This is a genomic window from Variovorax sp. YR752 (assembly GCF_943372545.1).
Window position 1 is genome coordinate 16,200 of sequence record NZ_CALRZC010000083.1, and the last position, 15,332, is coordinate 31,531.

The following is a 15,332-nucleotide window of genomic DNA, read 5'->3' on the forward strand; positions in this document are numbered from 1 at the left end:
TCAGCCGGCCTTGCGCACCGCCGTGATGGCGCGAAGGATCGATTCGCTCGTCGCGGGGGCCGACAGCGGCGGATCCACGCGGTGCCCGCCGACCGCCGAGACCGCATCGCGGATCGCATAGAACACCGAGAAGGGCAGCAGCAGCGGTGGTTCGCCGACCGCCTTGCTGCGGTGGATGCTGTCCTCGACGTTGGCGTTCTCGAACAGGCGCACGCGGAAGTCGGTCGGGCAGTCGTTGGCGGTCGGGATCTTGTAGGTGCTCGGCGCGTGGGTGGTCAGCTTGCCGGTCTGCGGGTGCCAGACCAGTTCCTCCATCGTCAGCCAGCCCATGCCCTGGATGAAGGCGCCTTCGATCTGGCCGATGTCGATGGCCGGGTTGAGCGAGCGGCCGACGTCGTGCAGCACGTCGGCGCGTTGCAGCTTCCATTCGCCGGTCAGCGTGTCGACCAGCACCTCGCTGACCGCCGCGCCGTAGGCGAAGTAGTAGAACGGCCGGCCCTGCAGCTTCTCGCGGTCCCAGCTCAGGCCGGGCGTGGCGTAGAAGCCGTCGGACCAGAGTTGCACACGTTCCTGGTAGGCACGCATGACCAGTTGCGTGAAGGGCAGGGTCTGGCCGTTGACGCTCACCTGCCCGCCCGCGAAGCGCACAGCCGAGGCTTCGCCGCCGAACTGGGCCGCCGCACAGGCGGCCAGGCGTTCGCGGATCTGCCGCGCCGCGTCCTGCGCCGCCTTGCCGTTGAGGTCGCTGCCGGTGGAGGCCGCCGTGGCCGAGGTGTTGGCGATCTTCTGCGTGTCGGTGGCGGTGACGCGCACCGACTCGAAGGGCACGCCCAGCTCGTGCGCCACCACCTGCGCCACCTTGGTGTTCAGGCCCTGGCCCATCTCGGTGCCGCCGTGGTTCACCAGGATCGAGCCGTCGTTGTAGACGTGCACCAGCGCGCCGGCCTGGTTGAAGTGCTTGACGTTGAAGGAGACGCCGAACTTCAGCGGCGTCAGCGCGAGGCCGCGCTTGAGCACCGGGCTCGTCGCGTTGAACGCGGCGACGGCCGTGCGGCGGGCGCGGTAGTCGCTGGTCTTCTCCAGTTCGGCCACCAGCTCGTGGATGACGTTGTCCTCGACCTTCTGACCGTACGGCGTCGACTGGCCCTGGCCATAGAAGTTGAGCCGGCGCACGTCCAGCGGGTCCTTGCCCAGCGCGCGGGCGATGCTGTCGAGGATGTTCTCGATCGCGATCGCGCCCTGCGGGCCGCCGAAGCCGCGGAAGGCGGTGTTGCTCTGCGTGTTGGTCTTCGCGGCGAAGCCGTGCATCGCCACGTCGGGCAACCAGTAGGCGTTGTCGAAGTGGCACAGCGCGCGGGTCATCACCGGGCCGGACAGGTCCGCCGAGTGGCCGGCGCGCGAGACCATCGTGACCTCGGCGCCGAGCACGCGCCCCTCGTCGTCGTAGCCGACCTCGTACTCGTACCAGAAGCAGTGGCGCCGGCCGGTGATCAGGAAGTCGTCGTCGCGGTCCAGGCGCAGCTTGACCGGGCGATTCAGCTTCCTTGCCGCCACCGCCGCGATGCAGGCGAACGGCGCCGACTGTGATTCCTTGCCGCCGAAGCCGCCGCCCATGCGCCGGCATTCCACCTGCACGTGGTGCGCATGCAGGTTCAGCGCATGCGCGACGAGGTGCTGCATCTCGCTGGGGTGCTGCGTCGAGCAGTGCACCAGCATGCCGTCGTCCTCCTTCGGGATCGCGTAGCTGATCTGCCCTTCCAGGTAGAACTGCTCCTGGCCGCCGACGTCGAACGTGGCTTTCAACCTGCGCGGTGCGGATTCGATCGCGGCGCGCGCGTCGCCGCGCGCGAGGTGCATCGGCGGCAGCACGTACTGGCCCTTCGCGTGCGCTTCCTGGTGGGCGATCACCGCGGGCAGCGGCTCGATCTGCAGCGCCTCCTTGGCCCTCGCCGCCACGCGGCGCGCGACCTCGCGCGTGGTGGCGATCACCGCGAACACCGGCTGGCCGAGGTAGCGAAGTTCGCCGTCCGCGAGGATGGGGTCGTCGCGGATGATCGAACCGCAGTCGTTGATGCCGGGGATGTCCGCGGCGGTGAGGATGGCCACCACGTCGGGCAGGCTGCGCAGGCCGTCGAGTGTCATGCCGGTGAGGCGGCCATGTGCGACCGGCGACAACCCGAGCGCGCAGTGCAGCGTGCCCGCGAGTTCCGGCAGGTCGTCGATGTAGGTGGCCTCGCCGGCCACATGCAAGTGGGCCGACTCGTGCGCTCGGCCGACGCCGACCTGTGCGGTGGGCGCGAGCAGCGTCGGGGCGATGGGCTTGTTCATCTCAAGCCTCCTCGTGCGTCATCGTCGCGAACACGCTGGTCGCACTCGCCGGCAGCGGATTCGCCGTGCGCGTTTCCAGCCAGAAGCGCTGCAGCAGGTTGGCCGCCACCTGGCGCCGGTAGTCTGCGCTGGCGCGCATATCGGACAGCGGCGTGAAGTCCTCGGCCAGTGCGGCTTGCGCGGCAGCGAGGCTCTTCTCGTTCCACGGCTGGCCGAGCAGCGCGGCTTCGGCCTTCGCGGCGCGCTTGACGATGCCGGCCAGGCCGCCGAAGGCCAGCCGCACGGCGCTGACGCTTTCGCCGTCGAGCTCGATGGACAGGCCCGCACACAGTGCCGAGATGTCGCAGTCGAAGCGCTTGCTGATCTTGTAGGCGCGCACGGTGCGGCGCGCCGGCAGGTCGGGGATGACGATCGCCTGCACGAACTCGCCGCGCTCGAGCCGGTTCTTCATGTAGTCGACGTAGAAGTCGGTCAGCGGCATGCGGCGAACCGTTGCACCCTTGCGCAGTTCGAGCTGCGCATCCAGCGCCATCAGCACCGGCGCGCTGTCGCCGATCGGCGAGCCGTTGGCGATATTGCCGCCCATCGTGCCGGCGTGGCGGATCGGCGGCGAGGCGAAGCGCAGCCAGACATCGGTCAGCGCCGGCCAGCGCTGCGCCAATGCGCGCCAGGCGTCTTCCAGCGACGCGCCGGCGCCGATCCACAGGCCGTCGTCACGAGTCTCGACGCGCTGCAGCTCCTTCACCTCGCCGAGGTAGACGATCTCGCCGAGATCGCGGAACTGCTTGTTGACCCACAGGCCGATGTCGGTCGAGCCGGCGAGCAGCCGCGCATCGGGCTTGGCTTCGCGCAGGCCGGCAAGCGCTTCGAGCGTCTTCGGCGCGTGGAAGCGGGCGCCGCGTTCGTACTCGAAGGTCTCGCCGGATGCGATTCGCTGCAGCGCGGCGATCACCGGGGCCGTGTCCAGCGCGACCCGCGGCAGTTCGAACATGCGCTGGCCGGCGTCGAGGATGGGCCGGTAGCCGGTGCAGCGGCACAGGTTGCCGGAGAGTTCGTCGGCCAGCGCCTGGCGCGTCGGCGTGCGGCCCTGCGCGCAGTGATGTTCGTAGCTGGACCACAGGCTCATCACGAAGCCCGGGGTGCAGAAGCCGCACTGCGAGCCGTGGCAGTCGACCATCGCCTGTTGCGCCGGATGCAGCGCGCCGGCCGGCGAGATCGCCTTCAGATCCTCGACGCTGAACAGCGCCTTGCCTTCCAGCGTGGGCAGGAACTGGATGCAGGCGTTGACGGTCTGCAGCGACAAACCGCGCACCGCATCGGCATCACCCGGCGCCGCCAGCGTGCCGAGCACCACCGTGCAGGCGCCGCAGTCGCCTTCGTTGCAGCCTTCCTTGGTGCCGGTGCAGCGCGCATCCTCGCGCAGCCAGTCGAGCACGCTGGTGGTGGGCGCGGCGTCGGTGACCTCGACGATCTGGCCGCGGTGGAAGAAGCGGATGGGTCGGGTGCTCATCGGATGCAATCAGCGGGTGGTGTCAGTGCGGTTCGTCCTGGGCGCAAGTTACGCCGATCCGGCGCGAGGTGTATACGACCGAATCCATAGCACCTATCATGCATTCAATATGACGGAGCGCGCTGATTTCGACAAGATCGAGCTTCATCTCATCCGGGTGTTGCAGACCTTGATCACCGAACGAAGCGTCTCTCGTGCCGCCATGCGCCTGCGCAGCACGCAACCGGCGGTCAGTGCCCAGCTCAAGCGGCTGCGCGCGCTGACCGGCGACCCGCTTCTGGTGCGCGCCGGCAACGGCATGACGCCGACCGAGACCGCCTTGCAACTCCTGGACCCGGCCAATCGCCTGCTGCAGGACGCCGACCGCCTGTTCAGCCCGCGCAACCGCAGCCGCGGCTTCGAGCCGGCCGAGACTGAGCTGACCTTCCGCATCGCCGCCAGCGACTACCTCGATCCGCTGTTCCTGCCCGAGCTGGTGGCGCATCTCAAGAGCGCGGCGCCGCTTGCCCGGCTCGAGCTGCTGCCGCTGTCCGGCGCGTTCGACTACCGGCGCAGCCTGGCGCAAGGCCAGGTCGACCTGGTGATCGGCAACTGGCTCGAGCCGCCGGGCGAACTGCACCTGGGCCGGCTGATGTCCGACGAGATCGTCTGCCTGGTGGCCGAGGACCACCCCGCGGCACGCCTGAGCAGCCGCGCCTGGACGACCGAGCGCTACCTCGACTGCGAGCATGTCGCACCGACGCCGCTGCACGGCACCACGCCCGGGGTGATCGACGAACACCTGGCCTCGCTGGGCATGAAGCGCGAGGTGGTGGTCAAGAGCGCGCATTTCAGCCTGATCCCGCTGATGGTGGCGCAGAGCCTGCTGGTGCTGACCACCGGGCGGCTGTTCTGCTCGCGCTACGTCGACAGCCTGCCGGTGCGCATCGTGCGCTGCCCGGTGGCCTTCCCGGCGCTGACCTACTACCAGCTCTGGCACGAGCTGACGCATGCCTCGGCGGCCAACCGCTGGCTGCGCGAGCAGGTGCGCGAGGTGGCGCGCAACGTGGCGGGCCATGGCCTGCCGGGGCGCCAACGATGACGCAGCGCCTGGCGATCCGCGGCGACCTGCTCGACTTCACGGCCGAGCCGGCCTGGGGCGAGGTCGACTCGCCGGCGGTGCGCTTTCGCCCTGGCCACTGGCTGCTGGTGGAAGACGGGCGCATCGCCGCGGTGCAGCCCGATGCACCGGATGCGAGCTGGCAGCGCATCGACCACGCCGGGCGGCTGATCCTGCCGGGCTTCATCGACACCCATGTACACAGCCCGCAGCTCGACGTGATCGCCAGCTATGGCACCGAACTGCTCGACTGGCTGAACACCTACACCTTCCCGGCCGAGCGGCGCTATGCCGATCCGGCGCAGGCCGAGGCCGGCGCGGCACTGTTCCTCGACGCGCTGATCGCCCACGGCACCACCTCTGCGGTGGTCTTCCCGACGGTGCACAAGGTCTCGGCCGACGCACTGTTCGCCGCGGCCGCCGAACGCGGCATGCGGCTGATCGCCGGCAAGGTGCTGATGGACCGCCACGCGCCCGACGGCCTGCGCGACGACGTGGTGCAGGCGGAGCGCGACTGCCGTGACCTGATTTCGCGCTGGCACGGCCGCGATCGCCTGGCCTATGCGGTGACGGTGCGCTTCGCGCCGACCAGCACGCCCGAACAGCTGGCGATGGCCGGCCGCCTGTGTGCCGAGGACCCGACGCTGTACATGCAGACCCACGTCGCCGAGAACCGCGACGAGGTGCGCTGGGTGCGCGAGCTGTTCCCCGAAGCGCGCAGCTACCTCGACGTCTACGCCCGTGCCGGCCTGCTGCATGCACGCAGCGTGCTGGCCCACGGCATCTGGCTCGACGACACCGACCGCGCGGTGCTGCGCGAGGCGGGGGCACAGATCGCGCACAGCCCGTCGTCGAACCTGTTCCTCGGCAGCGGCCTGTTCGACTGGCGTGCCGCCGAAGCGGCGGGCGCTGCGGTGAGCATGGCCAGCGACGTCGGTGGCGGCACCAGCCTGTCGATGCATCGCACGCTGGCCGACGCCTACAAGGTGCAGGCGATGGCCGGCGAGCGGCTGACCGCGTGGAAGGCGCTGCACGCCGCCACGCGCGGCGCGGCGCGGGCGCTGTCGCTCGAACACGAGATCGGCACGCTGGAGGCCGGCCGGCTGGCCGACCTCTGCGTGTGGGACTGGGCCGCCGGCCCGGTGGCCGAGCGCCGCATGGAGGTGGCGCGCGGCTTGCATGAGAAGGTGTTCGCGTGGATGACGCTCGGCGACGAGCGCTGCCTCGCCGCCGCCTACGTCAACGGCGTGCAGAGACATCGCCGGTAGAACAGGGCCGTGTGGCCGAAGGAGACAAGCATGCTGCGACTCGAGCTGATCGCCATCAGCAAGCAGTACCCGGCCGTGAAGGCCAACGACCGCGTCAACCTGCGCGTCAAGCCGGGTGAGATCCACGCCGTGCTCGGCGAGAACGGCGCGGGTAAGTCGACCATGATGAAGATGATCTACGGCGCGGTCCGCCCCGACGAGGGCGAGATCCGTTGGAACGGCCAGGCCGTGCAGATCGCTTCGCCCGCCCAGGCGCGCACGCTGGGCATCAGCATGGTCTACCAGCACTTCAGCCTGTTCGACACGCTGACCGCGGCGGAGAACGTCTGGCTCGGCCTCGACAAGAGCCTCACGCTCGCCGAGGTCACCGCGCGCATCAACCAGGTGGCGGGTGTGTACGGCCTGGACGTCGATGCGCTGCGCCCGGTGCACACGCTGTCGGTCGGCGAGCGCCAGCGCGTCGAGATCGTGCGCGCGCTGCTGACCAACCCCAAGCTGCTGATCCTCGACGAGCCGACCTCGGTGCTGACACCGCAGGCGGTCGAACGGCTGTTCGTCACGCTGCGCAAGCTCGCCGACGAAGGCTGCTCGATCCTCTACATCAGCCACAAGCTCGACGAGATCCGGGCCCTTTGCCACCACTGCACCGTGCTGCGCGGCGGCAAGGTTACCGGCGAGGTCGACCCGACGAAGGAAACCAATGCCAGCCTGTCGCGCCTGATGATCGGCGCCGAGCCGCCGCAGCTGCAGCACATCCAGGCGAAGCTGGGCGGCACCGCGCTCGAGGTGAAGGGCCTGTCGGTGCCCAAGGCCGACCCGTTCGCGACCACGCTGTCGGACATCGGCTTCGAGGTGCGCGCCGGCGAGATCGTCGGCATCGCCGGTGTCTCGGGCAACGGCCAGCAGGAGCTGATGGCGGCGCTCTCCGGCGAGGATCCGCGCGCGCCGGCCGGTTCGATCAAGCTGTTCGGCCAGGACATCGCCCACGACTCGCCGCGCAAGCGCCGCAAGGAGGGGCTGCACTTCGTGCCCGAGGAGCGGCTCGGCCGCGGTGCGGTGCCGACACTGTCGCTCGCACAGAACACGCTGCTGACGCGCACCGGCACGGTCGAGCGCTCGGGCTGGGTCCGCACCGGTGACGTGACGAAGCTGGCGCAGGACCTGATCAAGCGCTTCAACGTCAAGGCCGGTGGCCCCGAGGCGGCGGCGAAGAGCCTGTCCGGCGGCAACCTGCAGAAGTTCATCGTCGGCCGCGAGATCGATGCCGACCCCAAGCTGCTGATCGTCTCGCAGCCGACCTGGGGCGTGGACGTCGGCGCGGCAGCGCAGATCCGCGGCGAGCTGCTGGCGCTGCGCGACAAGGGTTGCGCGCTGCTCGTCGTCAGCGAGGAGCTCGACGAGCTGTTCGAGATCTGCGACCGGCTGGTGGTGATCGCGCAGGGCAGGGTGTCGCCGAGCATCGCCACCTCGAAGGCAACGATCGAGATGATCGGCGAGTGGATGTCGGGGCTGTGGAACAAGGAGGCTTCCCATGCTGAAGCTTGAAGCGCGCCCCGAGGCGTCGAAGTTCATGTCCATCGCCTCGCCGCTGCTGGCGCTGGCGATCACGGTGGTCATCGGCACGCTGCTGTTCATCGCGCTCGGCAAGGACCCGCTGCGCGGCCTGCAGGTGTTCTTCGTCGAGCCGGTGAAGAGCGCCTACGCGCTGTCCGAACTGGCGATGAAGGCGACGCCGCTGCTGCTGATCGCACTCGGCCTGGCGGTGTGCTTCCGCTCCAACGTCTGGAACATCGGCGCCGAGGGCCAGTTCGTCATGGGCGCCATCTTCGCCAGCGGCGTGGCGATGCAGGCGACGGCGGAGACCGGCCGCTGGATCGTCATCGCGGTGCTGCTCGCCGGTGTGCTGGGCGGCATGGTCTGGGCCGGCATCGTCGCGCTGCTGCGCGACCGCTTCAACGCCAGCGAGATCCTGGTCAGCCTGATGATGGTCTACATCGCCGACATGGTGCTGAGCTACCTCGTCTACGGGCCCTGGAAGGACCCGGCCGGCTACAACTTCCCGCAGACCATCACCTTCCTGAAGAGCACGCAGGTGCCGCGCCTGTTCGACGGCTCGCGCGTCAACATCGGGCTGCTGATCGCGCTGGCCGCGGTGCTGGCGTTCTGGGTGCTGCTGTTTCGCACTTACGCCGGCTTCCAGCTGCAGGTCGGCGGCCTGGCGCCGGCGGCGGCGCGTTACGCGGGCTTCTCGTCGCGCAAGGCGCTGTGGATGGCGCTGCTGATCTCCGGCGGCATGGCCGGCCTGGCCGGGGCGCTGGAGGCCGCCGGGCCGCTCGGCCAGCTGACGCCGCACGTGCCGGCGGGCTATGGGTTCGCGGCGATCATCGTCGCCTTCGTCGGCCGGCTGCACCCGGTGGGCGCGATCTTCGCGGCCATCCTGATGAGCATGTTCTACATCGGCGGCGAACTGGCGCAGTCGCGCCTGGGCCTGCCCAAGTCGCTGACCGGCGTGTTCCAGGGCCTGCTGCTGTTCACGCTGCTGGCCTGCGACACGCTGATCCACTATCGAATCCGCTGGAAGGCGGCACCGCCGAAGGCGGCCAAGCCCGTCGTGTCGCAGCAACCCAAGGAGGCTTGACATGGAATCCTTCGCACTCCTGCTCGCCGCCACCTTCAACGCCGGCACCGTGCTGGCCATCGCCGCGCTCGGCCTGCTGATCAACGAACGCGCCGGCATCGTCAACCTCGGTGCCGAGGGCATGATGCTGGTGGCCGCGATCGCCGGCTTCGCCACCGCGGTGCACACCGGCAACGACTGGCTGGCCTTCGCCGCCGGCGCCGGTGCCGGTGCGCTGATGGCCGCGGCCTTCGGCGCGCTGGTCATCTGGCTGAACACCAACCAGTACGCCACCGGCCTGGCGCTGAGCCTGTTCGGCACCGGCTTTTCGGCCTTCGTGGGCATCAAGTACACGCAGGAGAAGCTCACCGAGCGGGCGCACTTCGACCTGCCCTTCCTGTCGGACATTCCCTTCATCGGCCCGGCGGTGTTCAAGCAGCATCCGATGGTCTACCTCGCGGTGCTGTTCACCGTCGCGCTGGCCTGGTTCCTCTACCGCTCGCGCGCGGGGCTGGTGCTGCGCGCGGTGGGCGAGTCGCCTGAGTCGGCCCATGCGCTGGGCTACCCGGTGCGGCGCATCCGGCTGCTCGCGGTGATGACTGGCGGCGCGCTGTGCGGCGTGGCCGGCGCCTACATCTCGGTGATCTACACGCCGCTGTGGGTGGAGGGCATGATCGCCGGCAAGGGCTGGATCGCGCTGGCCCTCACCACCTTCGCCACCTGGCGACCGGCACGTGTCTTGCTCGGTGCCTACCTGTTCGGCGGCGTGACCATGCTGCAGTTCCACCTGCAAGGAGAAGGCGTGCAGATCCCGAGCCAGTTCCTCACCATGCTGCCCTACGTGGCCACCATCGTGGTGCTGGTGCTGATCTCGCGCAACGCCAACTTCATCAAGGTCAACATGCCGGCGTCGATCGGCAAGCCGTTCTTCCCGGGCTCCTGAGCGGCCTGTGGGCTGACCCATAATTTCGCGTTTCAACGCTCCCTCGCATCTCAACCTGGAGACGACATGACGTCACAAAGCAAGCGTTCCCTGATCAAGCTGGCCGGCTGGAGCACGCTCGCCGCCACCGCCGCGCTGGTGGGCTGCGGCAAGAAGGAAGAAGCGCCGGCCGCTGCCGCGCCTGCCGCCTCGCCGGTAGCCGCCGCGCCGGCCAAGCCGGAGCCGCTGAAGATCGCCTTCGCCTACGTCGGCCCGGTCGGCGACGGCGGCTGGACCTTCGCCCACGACAACGGCCGCAAGGCGGTCGAGAAGGAGTTCGGCGACAAGGTGGTCACCAGCTTCGTCGAGAAGGTGCCCGAGGCGGCCGATGCCGAGCGTGTGTTCCGCGACATGGCCGGCCAGGGCAACAAGCTGATCTTCGGCACCACCTTCGGCTACATGGAGCCGATGCTCAAGGTCGCGGCCGACATGAAGGACGTCAAGTTCGAGCATGCCACCGGCTACAAGCAGGCCGAGAACATGCGCACCTACGACAGCCGCACCTACGAGGGCGCCTACATGGCCGGCGTGATCGCCGGCGGCATGACGAAGACGAACACGCTGGGCGTGGTCGGCTCGATCCCGATTCCCGAGGTGATCCGCAACATCAACAGCTTCACGCTGGGCGCGCAGTCGGTGAATCCGAAGATCAAGACCAAGGTGGTCTGGGTCAACGAGTGGTTCAATCCGCCCAAGGAAACCGAGGCCGCGCAGTCGCTGCTCAACGGCGGCGCCGACGTGCTGTTCCAGAACACCGACTCCTCGGCCGTGCTGCAGACCGCCGGCAAGGCGAAGAAGTACGCCTTCGGCTGGGACAGCGACATGAGCGCCTACTCGCCGGAAGCGCACCTGGCCTCGGCCGTGATCAACTGGGGCCCGTACTACATCAAGGCGACGAAGGACGCGCTGGAAGGCACCTGGAAGGGCAACGAGGCCTCGTGGTGGGGCGTCAAGGAAGGTGCGATCGACATCGTGTCGATCTCCGACAAGGTGCCCGCCGAGATCAAGACCAAGGTCGAGACCGTCAAGGCCGGCCTGAAGGACGGCAGCTTCGCGATCTGGAAGGGCCCGATCGTCGGCCAGGACGGCAAGGAGATCCTCGCCAAGGACGTGGTCGCCGACGACAAGTTCCTCGGCGGCATCAAGTTCTACGTCAAGGGCGTCGAAGGCAAGGTGCCGGGCGACAAGTGAAGCCCGAACAGCGCTTCGCCCACCCGGTGCTTGACGCATCGGCGCTGGGCGCGGCGCCGGTCGCGGTGCGGCTGCTGGGCGACGACGTCGTGCTGTGGCGCGACGAGTCCGGCACCCCGCGCGCCGCGCCCGACCGCTGTCCGCACCGCGGCACGCGGCTGTCCCTCGGCCGCATCTGCGCCGGGCAGATCGAATGCCCGTACCACGGCTGGCGCTTCGACGGCGCCGGCCGCTGTGTGCACATCCCCGCGCTGCCCGACTTCACGCCGCGGGCGACGCATGCGGTGGCGATCTTCGGTGTGATCGAAGCGCACGGCCTGCTCTGGCTGCACCTCGACCCCGAGGCGGTGCTGCCGCGCTTCGACGCCGAGACCGACCCGAAGCTGCGCAAGCTCAACGTCGGGCCCTACGACGTCGCAACGAGCGCGCCGCGCATCGTCGAGAACTTCCTCGACCTGGCGCACTTCGGCTTCGTGCACGAAGGCTGGCTGGGCGACCGAGCGCACGTGGCGCTCGATAGCTACCGTGTCGAGCCGACGGCCAACGGCTTCGTCGCCACGGGCTGCCGTGCCTGGCAGCCGCAGAGCAACCGCCTGTCCTCCGAAGGCAGCTGGGTCGACTACCGCTACGAGCTGACGGCGCCGTATGCGGCCGTGCTCACCAAGCTGCCCGAGAAGCAGGACGGCTACCGCGACGAGATCGCGCTGTTCGTCTGCCCGGTCGACGAGGACGCCAGCCGCGTCTGGTTTCGCATGGCGCTGACCGACCACGATTCCAGCGACGAACAGGTCCGCACCTTCCAGCACACCATCTTCACTCAGGACCAGCCGGTGCTCGAGTCGCAGCGCCCGCGGCGCCTGCCGCTGTCCGGCGGCGAGGTCCACTGCGCCGCCGACCGCAGCTCGGCCGCCTACCGCCGCTTCCTCGGCGAGCACGGCATCACCTTCGGAACCTGTTGAGGAGCCCTCCGCCATGACCTCCGCCATGAGCACCATCGCTTTCGACCGCATCCCGCGCGAGCGCCTGCCGGCGCTGCTGGCGGAGATGCCCAAGGCCGAGCTGCACATCCACATCGAGGGCTCGCTGGAGCCCGAGCTGATCTTCGCGCTGGCCAGGCGCAACGGCGTGGCGCTGCCGTACCCCAGCGTCGTGGCGCTGCGCGCGGCTTACGCCTTCACCGACCTGCAGAGCTTCCTCGACATCTACTACGCCGGCGCCAGCGTGCTGCTCAAGGAGCCCGACTTCTTCGACATGGCCTGGGCCTACCTGCAGCGCGCCGCGGCCGACAACGTGCTGCACACCGAGATCTTCTTCGACCCGCAGACGCACACGGCGCGCGGGGTCGACATCGGCACGGTGATCAAGGGGCTGGACCACGCCTGCCACCGTGCCCACCAGGAGCTGCGCGTCAGCGCCAAGCTGATCCTGTGCTTCCTGCGCCATCTCAGCGAGGAGGACGCGATGGCGACGCTGGAGGCGGCGCTGCCCTATCGCCACCACTTCATCGGCGTCGGTCTGGACAGCAGCGAGCGTGGCCACCCGCCGGAGAAGTTCGCGCGCGTGTTCGACCGTGCGCGTGCGGCCGGGCTGCATGTGGTCGCGCACGCTGGCGAAGAGGGGCCGCCGGAGTACATCAGGAGCGCGCTCGACGTGCTCGAGGTCGAGCGCATCGACCACGGCGTGCGCGCGGTGGAAGACCCCTCGCTGATGCAGCGCCTGGCCGCGATGGGCATGCCGCTGACGGTCTGCCCGCTGTCCAACGTCAAGCTGTGCGTCTACAAGACCATGGCCGAGCACCAGCTGCCGGCGCTGCTCGCCGCGGGGCTGAAGGTGACCGTCAACTCCGACGACCCCGCCTACTTCGGTGGCTACATCAACCAGAACTTCGCCGAGACCTTCGCCGCGCTGCCGCAGCTCGGTGCGCGCGAGGCCTACACGCTGGCGCGCAACAGCTTCGAGGCGAGCTTCGCCGACGCGGGCGCCAAGTCGCACTGGATCAACCAGCTCGACCTGGCCTTCGAGGAGGCTGGAACCGCTCAGTGAAGCTGCGCCGGTGCCTGGGCGATGCATGCGCAAGGCGCCGATTGCGCGGTGCAGGCGCTCATCGCCTGCCAGCGCGCACGCAGGCCCAGCGCGATGCGCTGGAAGGGTTCGCTGACGCCCAGGTGCCCGGCCAGCAGTTCCAGGTTGCGGCCGATCTTGGCGCCCATCAGCAGGCGCTGTTCGGGGTGCAGGTCGGCCTGCAGCGCCTGCGCGTAGCCGGTCATCAGCGCCAGCGTGCCGGCCAGCACGGCTTCCACGCTCGGCAGGTCATGCTCTTCGTCGAGCGGGCGTTCGTTCGGGGTCATGGGCATCTCCTTGGGCGGGACGGACCCATTCTGTCGCAAATACGAATCATTCGCAAATAGACCTGGTGACGGCGGGTGTCGGCCGCCGGAGCCCGAGGGGCGACCTGCGACAATCGCGCCAGCAAAGCGGCAGTGCTCCCTGCCGCTTTGTGCTTTTCATCCGGAGCCATGTAGAGGAACACCATGCACAAAAACCTCGCCCGCGCGGCCGCGCTCGCCGCTGCGTTGCTGAGTCCCTTCCACACCCCCGCCCAGACGCCGCCGCTCAAGGTCGGCTTCGTCTATGTCAGTCCGGTCGGCGAGGCCGGCTGGAGCTTCCAGCACGACCTCGGCCGCCGCGAGATGGAACGTGCGCTGGGCGCCCGCGTGAAGACCACCGTGGTGGAGGCCGTCGCGGAAGGCGCCGACTCCGAGCGCGTGATGCGCGATCTCGCCGCGCAAGGCCACCAGCTCATCTTCGCCACCAGCTTCGGCTACCTCGAGCCGGCGCTGCGCGTGGCGGCCGCGTTCCCGCAGGTCAGGTTCGAGCATGCCGGCGGCTACAAGACCGCGGCCAACCTGAACACCTACAACGCGCGCTACTACGAGGCCCGTTACCTGGCCGGCTGGCTGACCGGAAAGACCAGCAGGTCGGGCATCGCCGGCTACGTCGCCGGCTTCCCGGTGCCCGAGGTGGTGCAGGGCATCAACGCCTTCGCGATCGGCCTGCGCGAGGCGAATCCGAAGGCGCAGTTGCGCGTGCTGTGGCTGAACGCCTGGTTCGACCCGGCGCGCGAGCGCGAGGCCGCGCAGACGCTGATCAACCAGGGCGCCGACGTGCTGACCAACCACAGCGGCTCGCCCGCGGTGCCGCAGGCGGCGCAGGCAGCGTTCAAGGACAAGGGCGTGCGCGTGGTCGCCTACCAGAGCGACATGAAGGCCTTCGCGCCTGACGCGCAGCTCGCCGCGGTGACCCATCACTGGGGCGGCCACTACACGCGCGTCGCGCAGTCGGTGCTCGAAGGGCGCTGGAAGCCGACGCCGGTGTGGGCGGGCATGAAGGACGGTCTGGTGCAGCTCAGCGCCGTCGATGCCACGCTGCCGGCGGCCGTGCGCGACGAACTGGAAGCCAAGCGCCGGGCCATCGCCGAAGGGCGCTTCAAGCCCTTCCGCGGCCCGCTGGCCGACAACAGCGGACGCGAGCGCATCGCCCGCGGCGCGATCCTCGACGACGCCGCCATCGCCGGCATGAACTGGCTCGCCGCCGGCGTGGTCGGCTCTCTGCCGGGGCAGTGATTCAGTTCGCCAGTGCTGCCGCGTCCGGCCCGAAGGCGTAGGCGTCCATGCCCAGGCAGCCGTAGGTGACGCTGTCGTGCAGGCGAAGCGGCGCGGCGTCGCGCCCGCCGGCGCCGGCGGCCACGTACCAGGGCAGCAGGTGCTCGTCGGTCGGGTGCATGTCGACGGCGTGCGGCGCCTGCGCGCGGTAGTCGAACAGCGCCTCCCAGTCGCGTGCAGCGCTGCGACCGAACATCCAGTCGCGGAAGGCCCGGCTTTCGGCTATCTCCGGCGCGTCCACCGGCCCGCGCATGCCGGTCGAGAACACCCGTCGCAGGTTGTGCGTGATGCTGCCGCTGGCCAGCACCAGCACACCTTCTTCGGCCAGCGGCGCCAGCGCGGCGCCGAGCGCGAACTGCTGCGCCGGCGACTGCGAAGGCACGAAGGCCAGCGGCAGGATCGGGATGTCGGCCTCAGGGAACATGTAGCGCAGCGGCGTCCAGTTGCCGTGGTCCAGCCCGCCCTCCGGGCTGAGATGCACCGGCAGGCCGGCCTCGCCCATCAGCACCGCAACGCGCTCGGCCAGCGTGGGCGCGCCCGGCGCGTCGTAGCGCAGCGTGTAGAGCGTCGGGTCGAAGCCGCCGAAATCGTAGACCGCCTCGTGGCGCGCTCCGGCGAGCAGCACCGGGGCACGCGCCGCGGTGTGGGCCGAGACGGCGAGGATCGCCTTCGGCC

General features: G+C 69.5%; 13 protein-coding genes. 9 read left to right on the forward strand and 4 right to left on the reverse strand.

Translation table 11 applies throughout. From position 1 onward, the window contains the following. Together xdhB and xdhA are read right to left on the reverse strand one after the other, a co-directional pair. A complete protein-coding gene (gene xdhB, locus AAG801_RS19765) occupies window positions 1–2,328 on the reverse strand; it encodes a xanthine dehydrogenase molybdopterin binding subunit (protein WP_341889888.1) in 2,328 nt (775 codons plus the stop codon). 1 nt (window position 2,329) lies between these two features. After that, window positions 2,330–3,838: a xanthine dehydrogenase small subunit gene (gene xdhA, locus AAG801_RS19770; RefSeq protein WP_341889889.1), complete on the reverse strand. Its 1,509-nt coding sequence runs from the start codon at window positions 3,836–3,838 to the stop codon at window positions 2,330–2,332. Between the two features lie 109 nt (window positions 3,839–3,947). Between xdhA and AAG801_RS19775 the strand changes: the two genes are divergently transcribed. The 8 genes from AAG801_RS19775 to AAG801_RS19810 all read left to right on the forward strand — a co-directional run bounded on the left by AAG801_RS19775 (window position 3,948) and on the right by AAG801_RS19810 (window position 13,038). Next, entirely contained in the window at window positions 3,948–4,919 is a 972-nt protein-coding gene (locus AAG801_RS19775) for a LysR family transcriptional regulator (RefSeq protein ID WP_341889890.1), read from the forward strand. Beyond that, a complete protein-coding gene (gene guaD, locus AAG801_RS19780; RefSeq protein WP_341889891.1) occupies window positions 4,916–6,205 on the forward strand; it encodes a guanine deaminase in 1,290 nt (429 codons plus the stop codon). The genes AAG801_RS19775 and guaD overlap by 4 nt, the downstream gene beginning before the upstream one ends. A 30-nt stretch (window positions 6,206–6,235) precedes the next feature. Continuing rightward, entirely contained in the window at window positions 6,236–7,750 is a 1,515-nt protein-coding gene (locus AAG801_RS19785; protein WP_341889892.1) for an ABC transporter ATP-binding protein, read from the forward strand. Then, entirely contained in the window at window positions 7,737–8,843 is a 1,107-nt protein-coding gene (locus tag AAG801_RS19790; protein WP_341889893.1) for an ABC transporter permease, read from the forward strand. The genes AAG801_RS19785 and AAG801_RS19790 overlap by 14 nt, the downstream gene beginning before the upstream one ends. Before the next feature lies 1 nt (window position 8,844). After that, complete coding sequence (locus AAG801_RS19795) at window positions 8,845–9,765, forward strand: ABC transporter permease (RefSeq protein ID WP_341889894.1); 921 nt, start codon at window positions 8,845–8,847, stop codon at window positions 9,763–9,765. Between the two features lie 66 nt (window positions 9,766–9,831). Beyond that, entirely contained in the window at window positions 9,832–10,995 is a 1,164-nt protein-coding gene (locus AAG801_RS19800) for a BMP family ABC transporter substrate-binding protein (protein ID WP_341889895.1), read from the forward strand. Beyond that, complete coding sequence (locus AAG801_RS19805) at window positions 10,992–11,954, forward strand: aromatic ring-hydroxylating dioxygenase subunit alpha (protein WP_341889896.1); 963 nt, start codon at window positions 10,992–10,994, stop codon at window positions 11,952–11,954. The genes AAG801_RS19800 and AAG801_RS19805 overlap by 4 nt, the downstream gene beginning before the upstream one ends. 13 nt (window positions 11,955–11,967) lie before the next feature. Further along, window positions 11,968–13,038: an adenosine deaminase gene (locus AAG801_RS19810; protein ID WP_341889897.1), complete on the forward strand. Its 1,071-nt coding sequence runs from the start codon at window positions 11,968–11,970 to the stop codon at window positions 13,036–13,038. Here the strand turns inward: AAG801_RS19810 and AAG801_RS19815 are convergent. Next, on the reverse strand, window positions 13,032–13,343 hold the full coding sequence (locus tag AAG801_RS19815) for a hypothetical protein (protein ID WP_341889898.1): 312 nt from the start codon (window positions 13,341–13,343) through the stop codon (window positions 13,032–13,034). The two genes, AAG801_RS19810 and AAG801_RS19815, sit on opposite strands and share 7 nt — an antisense overlap. 183 nt (window positions 13,344–13,526) lie before the next feature. Between AAG801_RS19815 and AAG801_RS19820 the strand changes: the two genes are divergently transcribed. Beyond that, window positions 13,527–14,618 (forward strand): BMP family ABC transporter substrate-binding protein, encoded by a 1,092-nt coding sequence (locus AAG801_RS19820; protein WP_341889899.1) that lies wholly within the window; start codon window positions 13,527–13,529, stop codon window positions 14,616–14,618. Between the two features lies 1 nt (window position 14,619). On the opposite strand, the gene AAG801_RS19825 is transcribed toward AAG801_RS19820, so the two are convergent. Continuing rightward, the coding region (locus tag AAG801_RS19825) for a class III extradiol ring-cleavage dioxygenase (RefSeq protein WP_341889900.1) at window positions 14,620–15,332 on the reverse strand (713 nt) is incomplete at its 5' end.

Excerpts from the sequence above, each read along its gene's own strand:
- xdhB (WP_341889888.1), bottom strand. The coding sequence starts at position 2,328 with ATGAACAAGCCCATCGCCCCGACGCTGCTCGCGCCCACCGCACAGGTC.
- xdhA (WP_341889889.1), bottom strand. The coding sequence starts at position 3,838 with ATGAGCACCCGACCCATCCGCTTCTTCCACCGCGGCCAGATCGTCGAG.
- AAG801_RS19775 (WP_341889890.1), top strand. The coding sequence starts at position 3,948 with ATGACGGAGCGCGCTGATTTCGACAAGATCGAGCTTCATCTCATCCGG.
- guaD (WP_341889891.1), top strand. The coding sequence starts at position 4,916 with ATGACGCAGCGCCTGGCGATCCGCGGCGACCTGCTCGACTTCACGGCC.
- AAG801_RS19785 (WP_341889892.1), top strand. The coding sequence starts at position 6,236 with ATGCTGCGACTCGAGCTGATCGCCATCAGCAAGCAGTACCCGGCCGTG.
- AAG801_RS19790 (WP_341889893.1), top strand. The coding sequence starts at position 7,737 with ATGCTGAAGCTTGAAGCGCGCCCCGAGGCGTCGAAGTTCATGTCCATC.
- AAG801_RS19795 (WP_341889894.1), top strand. The coding sequence starts at position 8,845 with ATGGAATCCTTCGCACTCCTGCTCGCCGCCACCTTCAACGCCGGCACC.
- AAG801_RS19800 (WP_341889895.1), top strand. The coding sequence starts at position 9,832 with ATGACGTCACAAAGCAAGCGTTCCCTGATCAAGCTGGCCGGCTGGAGC.
- AAG801_RS19810 (WP_341889897.1), top strand. The coding sequence starts at position 11,968 with ATGACCTCCGCCATGAGCACCATCGCTTTCGACCGCATCCCGCGCGAG.
- AAG801_RS19815 (WP_341889898.1), bottom strand. The coding sequence starts at position 13,343 with ATGACCCCGAACGAACGCCCGCTCGACGAAGAGCATGACCTGCCGAGC.
- AAG801_RS19820 (WP_341889899.1), top strand. The coding sequence starts at position 13,527 with ATGCACAAAAACCTCGCCCGCGCGGCCGCGCTCGCCGCTGCGTTGCTG.